This window comes from Flavobacterium sp. CFS9 (assembly GCF_041154745.1).
GTDB lineage: Bacteria > Bacteroidota > Bacteroidia > Flavobacteriales > Flavobacteriaceae > Flavobacterium.
Genome location: NZ_AP031573.1, coordinates 587,604 through 602,130, shown reverse-complemented (window position 1 = coordinate 602,130; position 14,527 = coordinate 587,604). Strand labels below are relative to the sequence as shown.

Genomic DNA, 14,527 nt, shown 5'->3' with positions numbered 1-14,527 from the left:
AAAATCTATTGAAATTCTTTTAGGAGAAAACCTTTTGCAATTCCGTGGAAATTGGTAATCTCTCTAAGGATCCAGGTTTCATCATGTCCGAGTTCCTTTGCCAGAAGACGCGCTACTTTTTCAGATGAAGCTATGGCAGCTCTGGCATCTAAGAACAATAAGCGAACACGTCTTGCGAGAATGTCATCTACTGTTCTGGCCATTTCATATCGAATAGCCCAAACAACTTCAGCCATGGTGAATTCGTGATCCGGATGTAATTTTTCTTTCAGTTCAGGCTCCCTTTTCTGCAATTCTATTATTTCAGGAAGATCAGATCCATAAATATATAAATGATTTGTCCGGTCTGAATTTGTAGTCTCTTTGTTCCCGTGGATCGGAAGATGTTCGGTAATACAAGCTCTTTTAGGCAATTTACCTATTTTGATAGCCTTATCGATAATATCCTCAGAAATTTTTCTGTAAGTAGTCCATTTGCCTCCGGTAATGGTGATTAACCCGGTTTCTGAAACTATGATTTTATGGCTTCGGGAAACTTCCTTAGTACTTTTGCCTTCTTCTTCCGGAGCCGCCAAAGGACGCAAACCGGCAAAAACAGATAAGACATCGGCTCTCGTTGGTTTTTTAGCCAGAAAACGTTGAGCAGTTTCCAAAACAAATTCAATTTCACTTTCTAATGCAATGGGTTCGAGACTGTGTTTTCGGATTAAGGTATCAGTGGTTCCGACTACAATTCGATTGTGCCAGGGAACGGCAAACAAAACTCTTCCGTCACTTGTTTTAGGAATCATCAAAGCATGTTCACCCGGTAAAAAGGAGTGATCAAATACAAGATGAATTCCCTGACTTGGTACAATGTATTTTTTGTATACCGTGTCGTTAAGTTTCATGATGGCATTGGTGAAAACACCTGTTGCATTAATAATAGCCGACCCTTTAATTTCGTACTTCTTGCCCGTTTCATGATTTATGGCTTCAACACCGATGATTTGGTTCTGAGTATTCTTTAGCAAATGAAAAACTTTGAAATAATTTAAAAGACAGGCTCCTTTTTCAACAGCTGTTTGAGCAATGTTTATCGCTAGTCGGGAATCGTCAAATTGGCCGTCATGATAAATTACACCATTTGTTAGATTTTTTTCTGCTACAGCAGGAAGCATCTCAATTGTTTTTTTTCTCGAAAGGTATTTTGATCGTCCCAAACTTAAACGTCCCGCCAATAAATCATAAACAGTCAGTCCGATAGTGTAGAATAAACCGGCAAAGAAGTTGTAATTCGGGATTATAAAAGATTGATTCTTTACTAAATGACCTGCATTTTTTGCCAGTAGTCCTCTTTCTTTCAAGGCTTCGATGACCAGATGAATATTTCCCTGCTCTAAATAGCGAACACCGCCATGAACTAATTTCGTACTTCGGCTGGAAGTTCCCTTTGCAAAATCGACTGCTTCCAGCAGAATGGTTTTATAACCGCGGCTTGCAGCATCAAGAGCAGTTCCTAAACCGCTTGCTCCCCCGCCAATTATGATTACATCCCAGTGTTCAGTATTTTCTAATTTTGACAATTGTTCCGAGCGTTTCATATGACTGTGGTTAGTTCGCTTTTTGTAAGATTAAATCCGGTATTGTAAACTTAATGAAACTTAATGAAAGTAAAATGAAGATAGTTCTCTATTATATAAAAAAAGTAAACCCGACAGGTTTTAAAAACCTGTCGGGTTTGTTTGTTTGTTTTATTTTCTAAATCAGTTTTTTTTCAAAGGCTTTTCGTGCTCCTCCTCTGAAAAAAACTTCACCACAATAGGTGTATTTCAGTCGGTCTAAAATTTTTAACATTGGAATGTTGTCAAAATTTGTATCTACCTTTATACTGTGTATGTTGTGTTCAATAGAAAAACGCTCTATTTTTTCAAATAGCTTTGTGGCAATGCCTTTACCTTTTGCCAGTTTCGATACGGCTACCCGATGAATCGCAGTATAATCTCCATCAGTGAGCCATTGACCTTCTATGGCTTCGTAGGCCGGTTCTTTATCAAAAAGAATTGCGGCATAAGATAAGATAATGTCGTTTTCAGTAAGTACGTACCCATGATCGTTTTCGATATCGGTATGAATCGTAAGCTCATTAGGGTAACCGTCCTGCCATTGTGTGCTTCCGTCTAGTCTTCGCTGTTCAATAGCGTCTTGCAGAATTTCCCAGATGACAGGGACGTCAGAACTAACGGCTTTTCTTAATATTAAATTTTCTGTTGTGTGGTTCATCTGTTAGTTATTAGTAAGTCCGAGAGGTTTTTAAAACTTGTCGGATTTGATGTGTATAATAATAAGTAAGAATATTAATGAGGCAATTTATCTTTAATAAGACCATAAACCCAAGTTCCAAAGATGGCACTTATCAGGGTTACGATAATAACGGTGGCACCTGTCCCGATTTGAGCAAATAGGGGACCCGGACAAGCTCCAGTAATCGCCCATCCAAAACCAAATAACAATCCACCATAAATTTGCCCTTTGCTGAACGTTTTCGGCTGAATTTCGATTTTTTCGCCTTGTAATGTTTTTATGTTGAACTTTTTAATAAGAAATACGGAGATTACTCCAACAGCAACTGCACATCCGATTACGCCATACATATGAAACGATTCAAGATGGAACATTTCCTGAATACGGAACCAGCTGATGATTTCAGTTTTTACGAATAGGATTCCGAAAAAGATACCAACAATTAAATATTTAAGATTTCCAAATACGGTTTCTTTTTTCTGGCTTGCATTGATTCCTTCGCTGTCGATAGTTTTATTTTCTAAACTCATTTGTGAAATTTTAAAGTGAAAGAATATAAGGTAAGATCAAAAGTGTCATTACAAAACCGCCAATCATAAAGCAGATGGTCGCTACTAATGATGGCCATTGCAGATTTGATAATCCCATAATTGCGTGCCCGCTTGTACATCCGCCGGCATAACGCGTTCCGAAACCAACTAAGAATCCTCCCACTACAATCATAATGAATCCGCGAAGAGTTAATAAACTTTCCCAGGAAAATAATTGTGCAGGAACCGAACCGTTATAATCGGTGATTCCATAGACAGCTAATTTTGTTGATAACTCGGGACTAATTTCTATTGGATTTGGATTTGCCAGGAAGTAAGCCGCAATAACTCCACCCAGGAAAATTCCAAAAACGAAAAATAAATTCCAGCTTTCTTTTTTCCAGTCGTATTTAAAGAAAGAAATATTGGCGGGAATACAAGCCGCGCAAATGTGACGAAGTGAAGAACTGATTCCGAAAGATTTATTTCCGAGAATCAATAAAATAGGAACAGTTAATCCGATAAGCGGCCCGGAAACGTACCAAGGCCAAGGTTCTTTTAAGATTTCAAGCATTTTTTTAAGGTTCTAAGTTACTAAGATTCTGAGTTGCTAAGATATAAAGGTCAAAATTCTTAGAACCTTAGAATCTTAGCAACTCAGCGTCTTAAAATTATTTTAACACTTTACTTTGACAAACAAAATCTGATTTTGGAGTTTCTGTTTTAGAAATGGCTCCAAAGCCGCCTTCAATTTCGCTAAAATTTCTGAAACCGCGAGCCTGTAAAATCGAAGCAGCAATCATACTGCGATATCCTCCGGCGCAATGCAGATAAAAATGTTCGTTCGGGTTAATGTCTTTTACCCAGTCATTAATATATGCCAATGGTTTGCTGTAAGCGTCTTCGATGTGCTCTGCAGCATATTCCGTTTCTTTTCGAATGTCGATTACTTTATCTTCTCCGAATTTGAACTCATTTGAAAATTGTTGAGCAGTGATTCTGTTTACGGTGTCTACTTCGTAACCTGCTTTTTGCCAGGCTTCAAAACCGCCTTCTAAATGACCAATAATCGAGTCAAATCCTACACGGCTTAAACGGGTTACGGTTTCTTCTTCAAGACCGGTTTCGGTTACCAATATAATAGGCTGTTTTACATCACCAATTAAAGTTCCGACCCAAGGAGCAAAATCACCATTGATTCCAATATTAATAGATTGCGGAATGAATCCTTTGCTAAAATTAGCAGCACTTCTGGTATCCAGAATCAAAGCCCCAGTTTCTTCGGCTACGGCTTCAAATTCCTCTGCTTTTATGGTTTTCATTCCATTGTACAAAACCGTTTCAAAACTTTCGTAACCTTGTTTGTTCATCGCCACATTCATACTGAAATAGGCAGGAGGAGGTAATAATCCGTCGGTGACTTCTGTAATAAATTCGGCTTCGGTCATATTAGCACGCAAAGCATAGTTGTTTGCTTTTTGATTTCCTATAGTTGAAACCGTTTCTTTGCTCATGTTTTTTCCGCAAGCGCTTCCCGCACCATGCGCAGGATAAACGATTACATCATCAGCCAAAGTCATAATTTTATCACGTAACGAATGATATAAAATTCCGGCTAACTGGTCCTGTGTCATTCCGGCTGCTTTCTGAGCCAGATCAGGGCGTCCAACATCTCCGATAAATAAAGTATCTCCGGAGAAAATAGCATGATCTTTTCCGTTTTCATCAATCAGTAAATAAGTGGTACTTTCCATGGTATGACCCGGAGTGTGCAGCGCTTTGATGGTGATATTTCCAATTTTAAATTCTTGTCCGTCCTTTGCCGAAATACAGTCAAATTCGCAGGCAGCATTTGGTCCGTAAACGATTGGTGCCTGAGTTTCTTTGCTTAAATCAACATGTCCCGAAACAAAATCGGCGTGAAAATGCGTTTCAAAAATATATTTCAATTTTACCTGATCGCGCTCTAAACGGTCTAAGTAGGGCTGAATTTCTCTTAACGGATCAATAATTGCGGCTTCGCCATTTGAAGTAATATAATAGGCACCCTGCGCAAGGCATCCGGTGTAAATTTGTTCTATTTTCATGATTTGAAATCTAAAATAATGTGATACAAAGGTAAGTCTGTTTTTCGGGAAATTAAGTGACTATTGTTACAGAAATTTAATTTCGGTGTGAAATAAAAAGCGGATTTTATCATAGGAGTTATATTATTTGATTTAAACCCGTGCAATTAAGCTTTAACTTATAATTTTGCATATGACGAATGTCATTTTAAAACAATAAACAGTTACAAGATGAATACAGAAGATTTATTGCATCAGATTGCTTTTATAAAAGAAATTGATAAAGTGAAATACATTCAGCGAAAAACGAAGCTGTTTCATAGTGACCGAAATGAAAATGATGCAGAGCACAGCTGGCATTTGGCTTTAATGGCAATTGTTTTGGCAGAGTATTCAGATGCCCCGATTGATGTTTTGAAAGTCGTGAAAATGGTTTTGATACACGATATTGTAGAAATTGATGCTGGTGATACCTTTATATATGATTCACAAAAAAGTCATTCTAATACTGATGAAGAACGATTGGCAGCGAATCGTATTTTTGGTTTGCTTCCGAAAAAACAGGCGGAGGAATTAATTGCCATTTGGGAAGAATTTGAAGCAGGTGAAACCAACGAAGCTAAATTTGCGAGATCGATGGATCGTTTAGAACCTTTATTGCAGAATACTTCTAACAATGGCGGAACCTGGAAAGAGTTCGATGTAAGTTATGAAAAAGTATACGAGAAAAAGAGCGTGATAAAAGAAGGTTCTAAAACGCTATGGAATTATGCCGAAGGATTAATTAATGAAAGTGTTGAAAAAGGAATTTTGAAGAAAGACTAACACTGTTTTAGAGATAATCGTGTTATTTCGACGAAGGAGACCCGAGCGATAGCGAATAGGCGAAGCAAATCCTCACGAGAAACTCAACAAAGATTAGGTTTAAGTTGTGGAGTTATTTGCGGAGATTTCTCGTTCCTCAAAATGACAAATAATGACGAAGCAGCTAAATTCTAAGTATAACTTAAACTTTTCAACAACTTGAAAAGTTTAACAAATATCAGGCGATAAACTTTTTTTAAAGGCAGGAATTTCGGGTTTTAATGGGTAAATTTGTTGGACTTCATAAATAAATTACCACTATGGAAGAAATGCTTTTTTATGACCGAATGCAATTCGCCTTCACGATTACTTTTCACTATCTTTTTCCGCAACTTACAATGGGTCTTTCGCTGATCATTGTGTATTTCAAATGGAAATATCTTAAAACTAAAAAAGAACAATACAATCACGCCACCCATTTCTGGATGAAAATCTTCGCGTTGAATTTTGCGATGGGGGTGGTAACCGGAATTCCGATGGAGTTTCAATTTGGAACCAACTGGGCAAAATTCTCCGAGTTAACAGGAGGAATCGTTGGTCAGACATTAGCCATGGAAGGCATGTTTTCGTTTTTTCTGGAATCCTCTTTTTTAGGTCTGTTTTTGTTTGGAGAAAAATTACTGGGACATAAATGGCATTTTGTTACGGGATTACTAATCTGTATCGGTTCCTGGGCAAGTGGTTACTTAATTATTGCAACACATTCGTGGATGCAGAATCCGGTAGGGTATGAGATTCTGGAGAACGGGAAATTTGTACTGACCAATTTCAAAGCGCTGTTTTTAAATCCGTGGCTATGGCCGTCCTATCTGCACAATCAGGCAGCTTCTTTAATTACAAGTTCTTTTGTTGTGGCAGGAATTGGTTCTTTTTATATTTTAAGCAAAAAGAATATTGTTTTCGGAAAACTGTTTCTTAAAACAGGAGTAATCTTCGGATTGATTTCTAGTATGATTGTAGCTGTTCCAACGGGAGATTTACTGGCCAAAAATGTGGTGAAATACCAGCCGGTAACTTTTGCAGCAATGGAAGGAATTTTTCATACCGAGAAAAAAGGTTCCGAAATTGTTTTAATTGGTCAGCCCGATGTGAAAGACAAAAAACTGGACAATAAAATTGCCGTACCTAATATTTTAAGTTTCCTGACTTATGGAAATTGGGAGCAGGAAATAAAAGGTCTCGATCAGTTTGAAGAAGATCTTCATCCCACTAATATTTCAGGATTATACTATGCCTATCATATTATGGTAGGACTTGGAACGCTTTTTATTGGTTTGATGTCCCTAGCCTTGTTTCAATTGATCAGAGGTAAATTGTATGAAACCAAATGGATTCTCTGGTCCTTGCTCTTCATGATGCCATTTCCTTATATTGCCAATACTACCGGATGGTACACGGCCGAATTGGGAAGACAGCCATGGCTTGTTTATAATTTGATGCGAACGGCAGCCGGAGCATCTCCAACCGTATCTTCCGGAAACACACTGTTTACCTTACTGGGTTTTATAGGATTGTATCTTTTACTGGGAATGCTTTTTTTGCTTTTGATTGGAAAAATTATCAATAAAGGACCTCACACTGAAGTCTTAACTGAAAATATATAAGTATGGAATTTTTTTGGTACGTAGTTTTAATGGGAATTTTGGCTGTTTATATTGTATTAGACGGTTATGATTTTGGAGCAGGAATTATTCATTTATTTTTTGCCAAAACAGAAAAAGATAAAAAAGCAATTACCAACGCTATTGGTCCGTTTTGGGATGCCAACGAAGTTTGGATTATTGCTGCGGGAGGTGTTTTATTTTTTGCTTTTCCTACTTTGTATGCTTCTTCTTTTAGCGGATTTTATTTGCCTTTAATCATGATTTTATGGTTACTGATCTTTCGTGCCATTGGTTTGGAAATGCGCGGACAGGTGCATCATCCCATGTGGGAAGCAATCTGGGATAAGGCATTCGGAATGGCGAGTTTGCTTTTGGCTTTGTTCTTCGGAATTGCTTTAGGAAATATTGTACGCGGTGTCAATCTTGGAATGGTGACCAACGGTGTTTCCACTCAGGAAGCACATTATTTCTTTTTGCCTTTGTGGAATCCAACGTTTAGTCCACAGGCAAGTGAATTGGGGATTATCGACTGGTTTACACTTTTCCTCGGGATTGTGAGTGTAGTTTCCTTAACCATTCACGGTGCGAACTGGATTATTTTTAAAACCAATTCAGCTTTGAACCCGCAGCTTAAAAATGTAGTTTTTAAATTGAATATTGTCCTGCTGGTTTTGGTATGTATTTCATTGCAGATCTGGCACTTTATTGAGCCAAAGCCTTTTCATAATTTTGTAGAAAATCCAATTCTTTGGTTTTTTCCATTGATGACTTTTGTTGGAATTTTAGGATTATTCAAAGTACGTTCCTGGAAAAAAGACGGCTACGGATTTTTATTCTCCTCTTTGTTTTTGGTAGGTGGATTTGCTTCAACAGCCGTTTCGATTTTCCCGAATGTTTTGCCCTCTACGAATAATGTAAATCCGTCCTTAACCATTTACAACACTGCGGCTCATGAATACGGACTGAGTGCCGGGATGAGCTGGTTTTTCATTGCCTTGTTTTTAGTGATTGTCTATTTTGTTATTCAATATAAGGTTTTTAGTGGGAAGATGGATGATATTGGGTATGGGGAGCATTAGTTTTTTGCAACGAATGGCACAAATTTTCCCGAATTAATTATATCAAAAGCCGTTGGTTAAAACCAACGGCTTTTAAGTTTAAGTTAACGGTGGCTTTAAGAAAGACAGAATATAATCAGGAACCTTATAAAAATAGGCAGAAAGCCCTAAGGCACTAGAGTAGTGCATCGCACTACGAATTAAGAAGGAGCAAATATTGCCCTGAAAGGGCAAAAGCAAATGTCTAACAGATTAAAGAAGAATAAATGTCTCTCAAAAATATATAATAGATATTTTTTGCGATTAGGCTTTCGCCCTTTCAGGGCTTGCTATAGATGTTTTTTTTCATTCATAGTGCTTCGCACCATGTTGCTGCTAAGGCTCTTTCAGAGCGCATGGTTTCGAGCGCAGGTAACTTTTAAATTTGTACTTTCTTTGGGTTTTCGTCTTCAGTAAAATTCAGGGTTTAAAGGAATAGGCTGAAAGCCTCAAAGAATTAGAGTAGTGCATCGCACTACAAATTAAGAAAGAGCAATATTGCCCTGAAAGGGCAAAAGCAAATGAGTAATCGTCTAAAGAAGAATAAATGTTTCTCAAAAATATAAATAATAGATATTTTTTGCGATTAGGCTTTCGCCCTTTCAGGGCTTGCTATAGATGTTTTTTTTCATTCATAGTGCTTCGCACCATGTTGCTGCTAAGGCTCTTTCAGAGCGCATGGTTTCGAGCGCAGGTAACTTTTAAATTTGTACTTTCTTTGGGTTTTCGTCTTCAGTAAAATTCAGGGTTTAAAGGAATAGGCTGAAAGCCTCAAAGAATTAGAGTAGTGCATCGCACTACAAATTAAGAAAGAGCAATATTGCCCTGAAAGGGCAAAAGCAAATGAGTAATCGTCTAAAGAAGAATAAATGTTTCTTAAAAGTATAAATAATAGATGTTTTTTGCGATTAGGCTTTCGCCCTTTCAGGACTTGCTGTAGATCTTTTTTTGTTTAATTTAATCTCCTGAAAAGAATCAAGTTCTGGAGGATCTCGTTTTATGAAATCTGGACTATAAAAGAGTTTAAGTTTTATAATATTTTCGTTCTTTAATCTCAAAATTTTAAATAATGGATTACCAAATCAAAAAAGCAAGTATTGAAGATCTTAATGAAACAGCCCAACTTTTTGACCTTTACCGCGTTTTCTATCGTCAGAAATCAGATGTTGAAGCAGGCAAATCATTTCTTAAAGAACGATTGCTGCATAATGAGTCGGATATTTTTTTAGCAATTGCAGACGGAAAAGCAGTTGGTTTTGTGCAGCTCTATAAATTATTCAGCTCTACTAAAATGCAAAGACTATGGTTGTTAAATGATCTTTTTGTACATCCGGATTACAGAGGCAAAGGATTTTCTGTGGCATTGATTGATCGCAGTAAAGAATGGTGTGAGGAAACAAATGCTTGTGGTTTGATGCTGGAAACCGAAAAAACAAATGATATTGGCAACCAATTATATCCGCGTTGTGGTTTTGAATACGATGGCGGGCATAACTATTATTATTGGTGGAAGTAAAAAGGCTTAAGTGTAAAGTTAGCCTGCGCACTTTTGTCATTCCGAGGTACGAGGAAACTCCGCAAGTAACTCCGCAACGAAAGTCAATCTTTGTCGAGCTTCTCGCGGAGATTTGCTGCGCCTATTCGCTATCGCTCGAGTCTCCTTCGTCGAAATGACAATGATTGTGATTATTTGGCCTAAAAATAAAGTTTTTATGCTTTTTTTACATCTTTAGTAAAGATATTTTGCACTTAACTAAAATAAAAATCTGCTTTATCTGCGAGAAAAAATAAATTTAAAACAAAACTTCCTTTGTAATAATATAAAATCCCATTACGAGAACAAACCATCCAAAAATCGGTTTTAGTTTTGGACCATCGATTTTTTTAGAAAGCTGACTTCCTATAAACATTCCAAAGAGTGCCATTGCGGAAACCCCTAATAAAAAAGTATAATCGATAGGAGTTCCGATATACAAATCACCGCCAAAACCTATTGAAGAATTGATGGTAATAATTAGTAGAGAGGTTCCCACGGCTTGTTTCATGGGTAAATTGGCAAAGAAAAGCAGTGCAGGGATAATTAAAAAGCCACCTCCGGCACCTAAAAAGCCAGTCACAATTCCAACTAAAAAACCAATCAGGCTTAATTGAAGATAATTGGTTTCGGTTGCTTTTATTTCGGGTTTGTTTTTTCGGATCATCGAAATGGCTGCCGTAATCATCAATACCGAGAAGATAATCATGATGAGAAAATCTTTGGAAACCGAATACGAAGCGATAGAAAACAGAGTAGAAGCAATTTGAGGAAAAATAACTTCCCGAATAATTAGAATAGAAATTACCGAAGGAATCGCAAAATATAAGGCTGATTTAAGTTTAAGATTCCCCATTTTGTAATGACTGTAACTCCCAAACATTGCAGTTAATCCCACTATAAATAAAGAATAAGAAGTAGCCTGCTCCGGATTTACTTTGAACAAATACACCAAAATCGGAATAGTAAGTATAGACCCGCCACCGCCAATAAGGCCCAGTGAAATTCCGATAATAATCGAAGCAAAATATCCCAAATATTCCATTGCAGTTGTTTTAATGCAAAGATGCTTTGTTAGAAAGAAACCTACAGTAACATTTATCACAGAAGAGATGAAATAAATTTTACCATTAAGATATTAAGGTAATTAAGCTTAACTTTCTTTTTAAAGCATTATTAAAGAAAGTTAAGCACTATAGCTTAATTAATTTAATAGCTTAATGGTTCAAAAAAACTTCGTGTTCAACAATTTAATCTGGTTATATCTATCACATAAGTTTTTTTCTGCCACGAATTACACGAATTTATTTGTCAGTTCGAGCGGAGTCGAGAACACACAGCATTTCGATTTCGTTCAATGTGACAATCGTTGTCTTTAAATCTTAATTTTTCTTAATCCCTTAATGGTTAAGAACAAAAAATAAATGTTTTTACTTTTACTTCAACAACTCAATCTGATTACGATTCAGTTTAACCAGACCGCGTTGCTCCATTTTTTTGAGGAGTCGGGAGATTACCTCTCTGGACGTATTCAATTCGGTTGCAATTTCCTGATGAGACAGATTTACTTCAGAGCATCCGCAGGCATCAGAATGTCTTTTGAGATAAAATTCCAAACGCTCGTCCATAGATCGGAAAGCAATATTGTCAACGACTTCCAAAACTTCTTCAAAACGGCTTCGATAGGTATCAATTACAAACTCATACCAGGTTCTGTGTTCCATCATCCATTTGTCCATCAATTGCAGCGGAATCATGATAACCGAAACGTCTTCGACAACTTTTGCCATAATCTGACTCTTTTCGCTCTTGGCCGTGCAGATCATCGAAATGGCACAAGCTTGTCCGGGTTGTAAATAATACATCAAAAACTCACCGCCATCTTCCCCTTCGCGATAGATTTTAATTTTCCCTTTAGTAATTAACACCGTATTTTTAATGTACTGTCCGGTGCGCATTAAAATGGTTCCCGCTTCAAAATCCTGCGGACTTGCGTTGTTTTCAATTGCCGTAATAAGGTCGTTGGAAAAGTTAGGAAATATATCTTTTAACATGATTTTTTTGTTTAAACACATAGGAACATAGCGTTCAGATCTTTAAAAAAGGCATTTCACTTTTTATAAAAACATATAACTATGTGAAATAATAAATTATCTGCTTTAACTCTGAATTAAAGAAAAAATCTATGTTTCTATGTGTTAAAACTAATGACAACAGCTTGGATAGATTTTATCAAAAATAAATTAAAAGCTATAATTTTTTACAAAGATAGCGGATTGAAATGGTATAAATTGTCAGAAACTATTTTTAAGAGGCATTTTATGCAAATGAAAAAATCCTATTTTCTATCGAATTTATAGATTATATTTTTAAAAATAGTAAGTAAATTTGCTTTTCACTGATTATAGTACTTTCTCTAAAACGTTTTCTGAGAATAATAATCGAAATCGCATTTGGTACGTTTTTAATCACTAGAAACGTCGTAATTTTACAAAAACACATTTACTATGAATTTATCACAAGAAGATTGGGTTAATCAGCTGGCTGCTGACGAGAATGCAGTTATACTGGACGTAAGAACTGAAGACGAATTTAATGACGGCTACATTGAAAATGCCGTAAACATCGACATTAATAAAGGACAAGGGTTTATTTATGAAATCGAAGAACTTGATAAAAACAAAAATTATTATGTGTATTGCCGTTCTGGTGCCAGAAGCGCCAAAGCATGTCAGATTATGAATGAGTTAGGGATTAGTAATGCCTACAATTTGCTTGGTGGAATTCTGGATTGGGAAGGTGAAACCGTAAATCCATAAGACAGAAGAAGAGGCCTCAAAAGCCTCTTTTTTCGTTTTAAAATGCTATTAATAACCAAACTATAACAAACCAAATTATGAGTTTAATACCAGAAGAATTTCAAATTAAAAATTTGATCAATCAAGATACTTATCTTGTAAATGGAGAATTAAAGCCATGGACGGGGCAGACAACCCCGGTTTTTTCGACCATTTCCTCAACCGAAAAATACACCCCAACTTTATTAGGATCGATTCCGTTCATGGAAGAGAAAGAAGCTGCTGAAGTAGTAGAAGCAGCCAATGCTGCTTATAATAAAGGTCAGGGTTTATGGCCAACAATGAAAGTGGTTGACCGTATCAAATGCATGGAGAATTTCGTAAAACAAATGAAGGAAACCCGCGAAGAGGTGGTGAAACTTTTGATGTGGGAAATTGGAAAAAATCTGGGTGATTCGCAAAAAGAGTTTGACAGAACGGTTGAATATATTCAGGATACGATTGACAGTTATAAGGAATTGAACGGACGCAGTTCGCATTTTGAAAAAGTGCAGGGCGTAAATGCGATGATTCGTCGAGGTCCTTTGGGCGTAGTTTTATGTCTTGGACCTTACAACTATCCTTTGAATGAAACTTTCTCATTGTTGATTCCTGCATTGATTATGGGGAATACGGTGATTTTTAAACCTGCAAAACATGGTGTTTTATGTATTTCGCCTTTGTTGGAAGCGTTCAGAAGCAGTTTCCCAAAAGGAGTAATCAATATTGTTTACGGTCGAGGTCGTGAAGTAGCTTCGCCTATTATGAAATCGGGAAAAATTGACGTTTTGGCGTTAATAGGAAACAGTAAATCAGCAATAGCATTGCAGGATCAGCATCCAAATAAAAACAGACTTCGTTTGATTTTAGGTTTGGAAGCGAAGAACCCCGCTATTATTTTGCCCGATGCCGATTTAGATTTAGCGATTCAGGAATGTATTACCGGAAGTTTATCGTTTAACGGACAACGTTGTACGGCACTAAAAGTACTGTATGTACACGAATCTATTGCAGAAGAATTCAATAAACGTTTTGCTGAAAAAGTAGACAGTCTGGCATTTGGAAATCCGTGGGAAAAAGGAGTTTCTTTAACACCGCTTCCGGAAACCGACAAACCAAAATACATTCAGGGCTTAATCGATGATGCCCTACATAAGGGAGCAAAGGTATTGAATGAAAAAGGAGGGAAACACAGTGAGAATTATATTTTTCCCGCAGTTTTGTATCCGGTAAACAAAGAAATGCGCGTGTATCACGAAGAACAGTTTGGACCGGTCGTTCCTATTATTTCTTTCAAAGATATTAACGAACCGCTTGAAGATATGGCTGAATCCAATTACGGACAACAGGTGAGTCTGTTTGGGAAAGACATTAAAACTTTGGCACCGCTTATTGATGCCTTAGTCAATTTAGTATGCAGAGTAAACCTCAACAGTTCTTGTCAGCGTGGTCCGGATGCCTTCCCGTTTACAGGGCGTAAAGATTCTGCTGTAGGAACTTTAAGTATTCCGGATGCCTTGCGTTCTTTTTCTATCCGTACGTTTGTGGCTTCAAAAGATATCGCTTATAACAATGAAATTTTGCAGGAATTGCTAAACAGCAGGGAATCAAACTTTATTAATACCGATTATATTTTGTAGTTCCCAAAGTTATATATTAATTGTAGAGGCCGTCTTCTTCTTTTTGGAATGAGACGGTTTTTCTTTTTTGAA

General features: G+C 36.9%; 13 protein-coding genes. 6 read left to right on the top strand and 7 right to left on the bottom strand.

Features of this window, described 5'->3' with window-relative positions; translation table 11 throughout:
* Positions 1 to 5: 5 nt before the first annotated feature.
* From ACAM30_RS02440 to ACAM30_RS02420, 5 genes are all read right to left on the bottom strand, one after another.
* Positions 6 to 1,583: an FAD-dependent oxidoreductase gene (locus ACAM30_RS02440; RefSeq protein ID WP_369617080.1), complete on the bottom strand. Its 1,578-nt coding sequence runs from the start codon at positions 1,581 to 1,583 to the stop codon at positions 6 to 8.
* A 157-nt stretch (positions 1,584 to 1,740) separates the two neighbouring features.
* Positions 1,741 to 2,262 (bottom strand): N-acetyltransferase family protein, encoded by a 522-nt coding sequence (locus tag ACAM30_RS02435; RefSeq protein WP_369617079.1) that lies wholly within the window; start codon positions 2,260 to 2,262, stop codon positions 1,741 to 1,743.
* Between the two features lie 74 nt (positions 2,263 to 2,336).
* Entirely contained in the window at positions 2,337 to 2,813 is a 477-nt protein-coding gene (locus ACAM30_RS02430) for a DUF6691 family protein (protein WP_369617078.1), read from the bottom strand.
* 10 nt (positions 2,814 to 2,823) lie between these two features.
* Complete coding sequence (locus ACAM30_RS02425) at positions 2,824 to 3,387, bottom strand: YeeE/YedE family protein (protein WP_369617077.1); 564 nt, start codon at positions 3,385 to 3,387, stop codon at positions 2,824 to 2,826.
* A gap of 97 nt (positions 3,388 to 3,484) precedes the next feature.
* Entirely contained in the window at positions 3,485 to 4,900 is a 1,416-nt protein-coding gene (locus ACAM30_RS02420) for a rhodanese-like domain-containing protein (protein ID WP_369617076.1), read from the bottom strand.
* 210 nt (positions 4,901 to 5,110) lie between these two features.
* On the opposite strand from ACAM30_RS02420, the gene ACAM30_RS02415 reads away from it, so the two are divergent.
* The 4 genes from ACAM30_RS02415 to ACAM30_RS02400 all read left to right on the top strand — a co-directional run bounded on the left by ACAM30_RS02415 (position 5,111) and on the right by ACAM30_RS02400 (position 9,960).
* On the top strand, positions 5,111 to 5,704 hold the full coding sequence (locus ACAM30_RS02415) for an HD family hydrolase (protein WP_369617075.1): 594 nt from the start codon (positions 5,111 to 5,113) through the stop codon (positions 5,702 to 5,704).
* Between the two features lie 299 nt (positions 5,705 to 6,003).
* Positions 6,004 to 7,347, top strand: a complete 1,344-nt coding sequence (locus ACAM30_RS02410) for a cytochrome ubiquinol oxidase subunit I (RefSeq protein ID WP_369617074.1) — start codon at positions 6,004 to 6,006, stop codon at positions 7,345 to 7,347.
* Positions 7,348 to 7,349: 2 nt separating this feature from the next.
* Positions 7,350 to 8,426 carry a cytochrome d ubiquinol oxidase subunit II gene (cydB, locus tag ACAM30_RS02405; protein ID WP_369617073.1) on the top strand — a complete coding sequence of 359 codons (1,077 nt, stop codon included), beginning with the start codon at positions 7,350 to 7,352 and terminating at the stop codon, positions 8,424 to 8,426.
* Positions 8,427 to 9,513: 1,087 nt separating this feature from the next.
* Entirely contained in the window at positions 9,514 to 9,960 is a 447-nt protein-coding gene (locus ACAM30_RS02400) for a GNAT family N-acetyltransferase (RefSeq protein ID WP_369617072.1), read from the top strand.
* Positions 9,961 to 10,237: 277 nt separating this feature from the next.
* On the opposite strand, the gene ACAM30_RS02395 is transcribed toward ACAM30_RS02400, so the two are convergent.
* Positions 10,238 to 11,023: a sulfite exporter TauE/SafE family protein gene (locus tag ACAM30_RS02395; RefSeq protein ID WP_369617071.1), complete on the bottom strand. Its 786-nt coding sequence runs from the start codon at positions 11,021 to 11,023 to the stop codon at positions 10,238 to 10,240.
* A 391-nt stretch (positions 11,024 to 11,414) separates the two neighbouring features.
* Positions 11,415 to 12,032 (bottom strand): Crp/Fnr family transcriptional regulator, encoded by a 618-nt coding sequence (locus ACAM30_RS02390; RefSeq protein WP_369617070.1) that lies wholly within the window; start codon positions 12,030 to 12,032, stop codon positions 11,415 to 11,417.
* A 453-nt stretch (positions 12,033 to 12,485) separates the two neighbouring features.
* Here ACAM30_RS02390 and ACAM30_RS02385 point away from each other — a divergent pair, with 453 nt between their 5' ends.
* Both ACAM30_RS02385 and ACAM30_RS02380 read left to right on the top strand, forming a co-directional pair.
* Positions 12,486 to 12,797 carry a rhodanese-like domain-containing protein gene (locus ACAM30_RS02385; protein ID WP_017495279.1) on the top strand — a complete coding sequence of 104 codons (312 nt, stop codon included), beginning with the start codon at positions 12,486 to 12,488 and terminating at the stop codon, positions 12,795 to 12,797.
* Between the two features lie 77 nt (positions 12,798 to 12,874).
* The gene (locus ACAM30_RS02380; protein ID WP_369617069.1) at positions 12,875 to 14,455 is read left to right on the top strand and encodes an NADP-dependent glyceraldehyde-3-phosphate dehydrogenase; all 1,581 of its coding nucleotides are present in this window, start codon (positions 12,875 to 12,877) and stop codon (positions 14,453 to 14,455) included.
* Positions 14,456 to 14,527 lie beyond the last annotated feature (72 nt).

Excerpts from the sequence above, each read along its gene's own strand:
- ACAM30_RS02440 (WP_369617080.1), bottom strand. The coding sequence starts at position 1,583 with ATGAAACGCTCGGAACAATTGTCAAAATTAGAAAATACTGAACACTGG.
- ACAM30_RS02435 (WP_369617079.1), bottom strand. The coding sequence starts at position 2,262 with ATGAACCACACAACAGAAAATTTAATATTAAGAAAAGCCGTTAGTTCT.
- ACAM30_RS02430 (WP_369617078.1), bottom strand. The coding sequence starts at position 2,813 with ATGAGTTTAGAAAATAAAACTATCGACAGCGAAGGAATCAATGCAAGC.
- ACAM30_RS02425 (WP_369617077.1), bottom strand. The coding sequence starts at position 3,387 with ATGCTTGAAATCTTAAAAGAACCTTGGCCTTGGTACGTTTCCGGGCCG.
- ACAM30_RS02420 (WP_369617076.1), bottom strand. The coding sequence starts at position 4,900 with ATGAAAATAGAACAAATTTACACCGGATGCCTTGCGCAGGGTGCCTAT.
- ACAM30_RS02415 (WP_369617075.1), top strand. The coding sequence starts at position 5,111 with ATGAATACAGAAGATTTATTGCATCAGATTGCTTTTATAAAAGAAATT.
- ACAM30_RS02410 (WP_369617074.1), top strand. The coding sequence starts at position 6,004 with ATGGAAGAAATGCTTTTTTATGACCGAATGCAATTCGCCTTCACGATT.
- cydB (WP_369617073.1), top strand. The coding sequence starts at position 7,350 with ATGGAATTTTTTTGGTACGTAGTTTTAATGGGAATTTTGGCTGTTTAT.
- ACAM30_RS02400 (WP_369617072.1), top strand. The coding sequence starts at position 9,514 with ATGGATTACCAAATCAAAAAAGCAAGTATTGAAGATCTTAATGAAACA.
- ACAM30_RS02395 (WP_369617071.1), bottom strand. The coding sequence starts at position 11,023 with ATGGAATATTTGGGATATTTTGCTTCGATTATTATCGGAATTTCACTG.
- ACAM30_RS02390 (WP_369617070.1), bottom strand. The coding sequence starts at position 12,032 with ATGTTAAAAGATATATTTCCTAACTTTTCCAACGACCTTATTACGGCA.
- ACAM30_RS02385 (WP_017495279.1), top strand. The coding sequence starts at position 12,486 with ATGAATTTATCACAAGAAGATTGGGTTAATCAGCTGGCTGCTGACGAG.
- ACAM30_RS02380 (WP_369617069.1), top strand. The coding sequence starts at position 12,875 with ATGAGTTTAATACCAGAAGAATTTCAAATTAAAAATTTGATCAATCAA.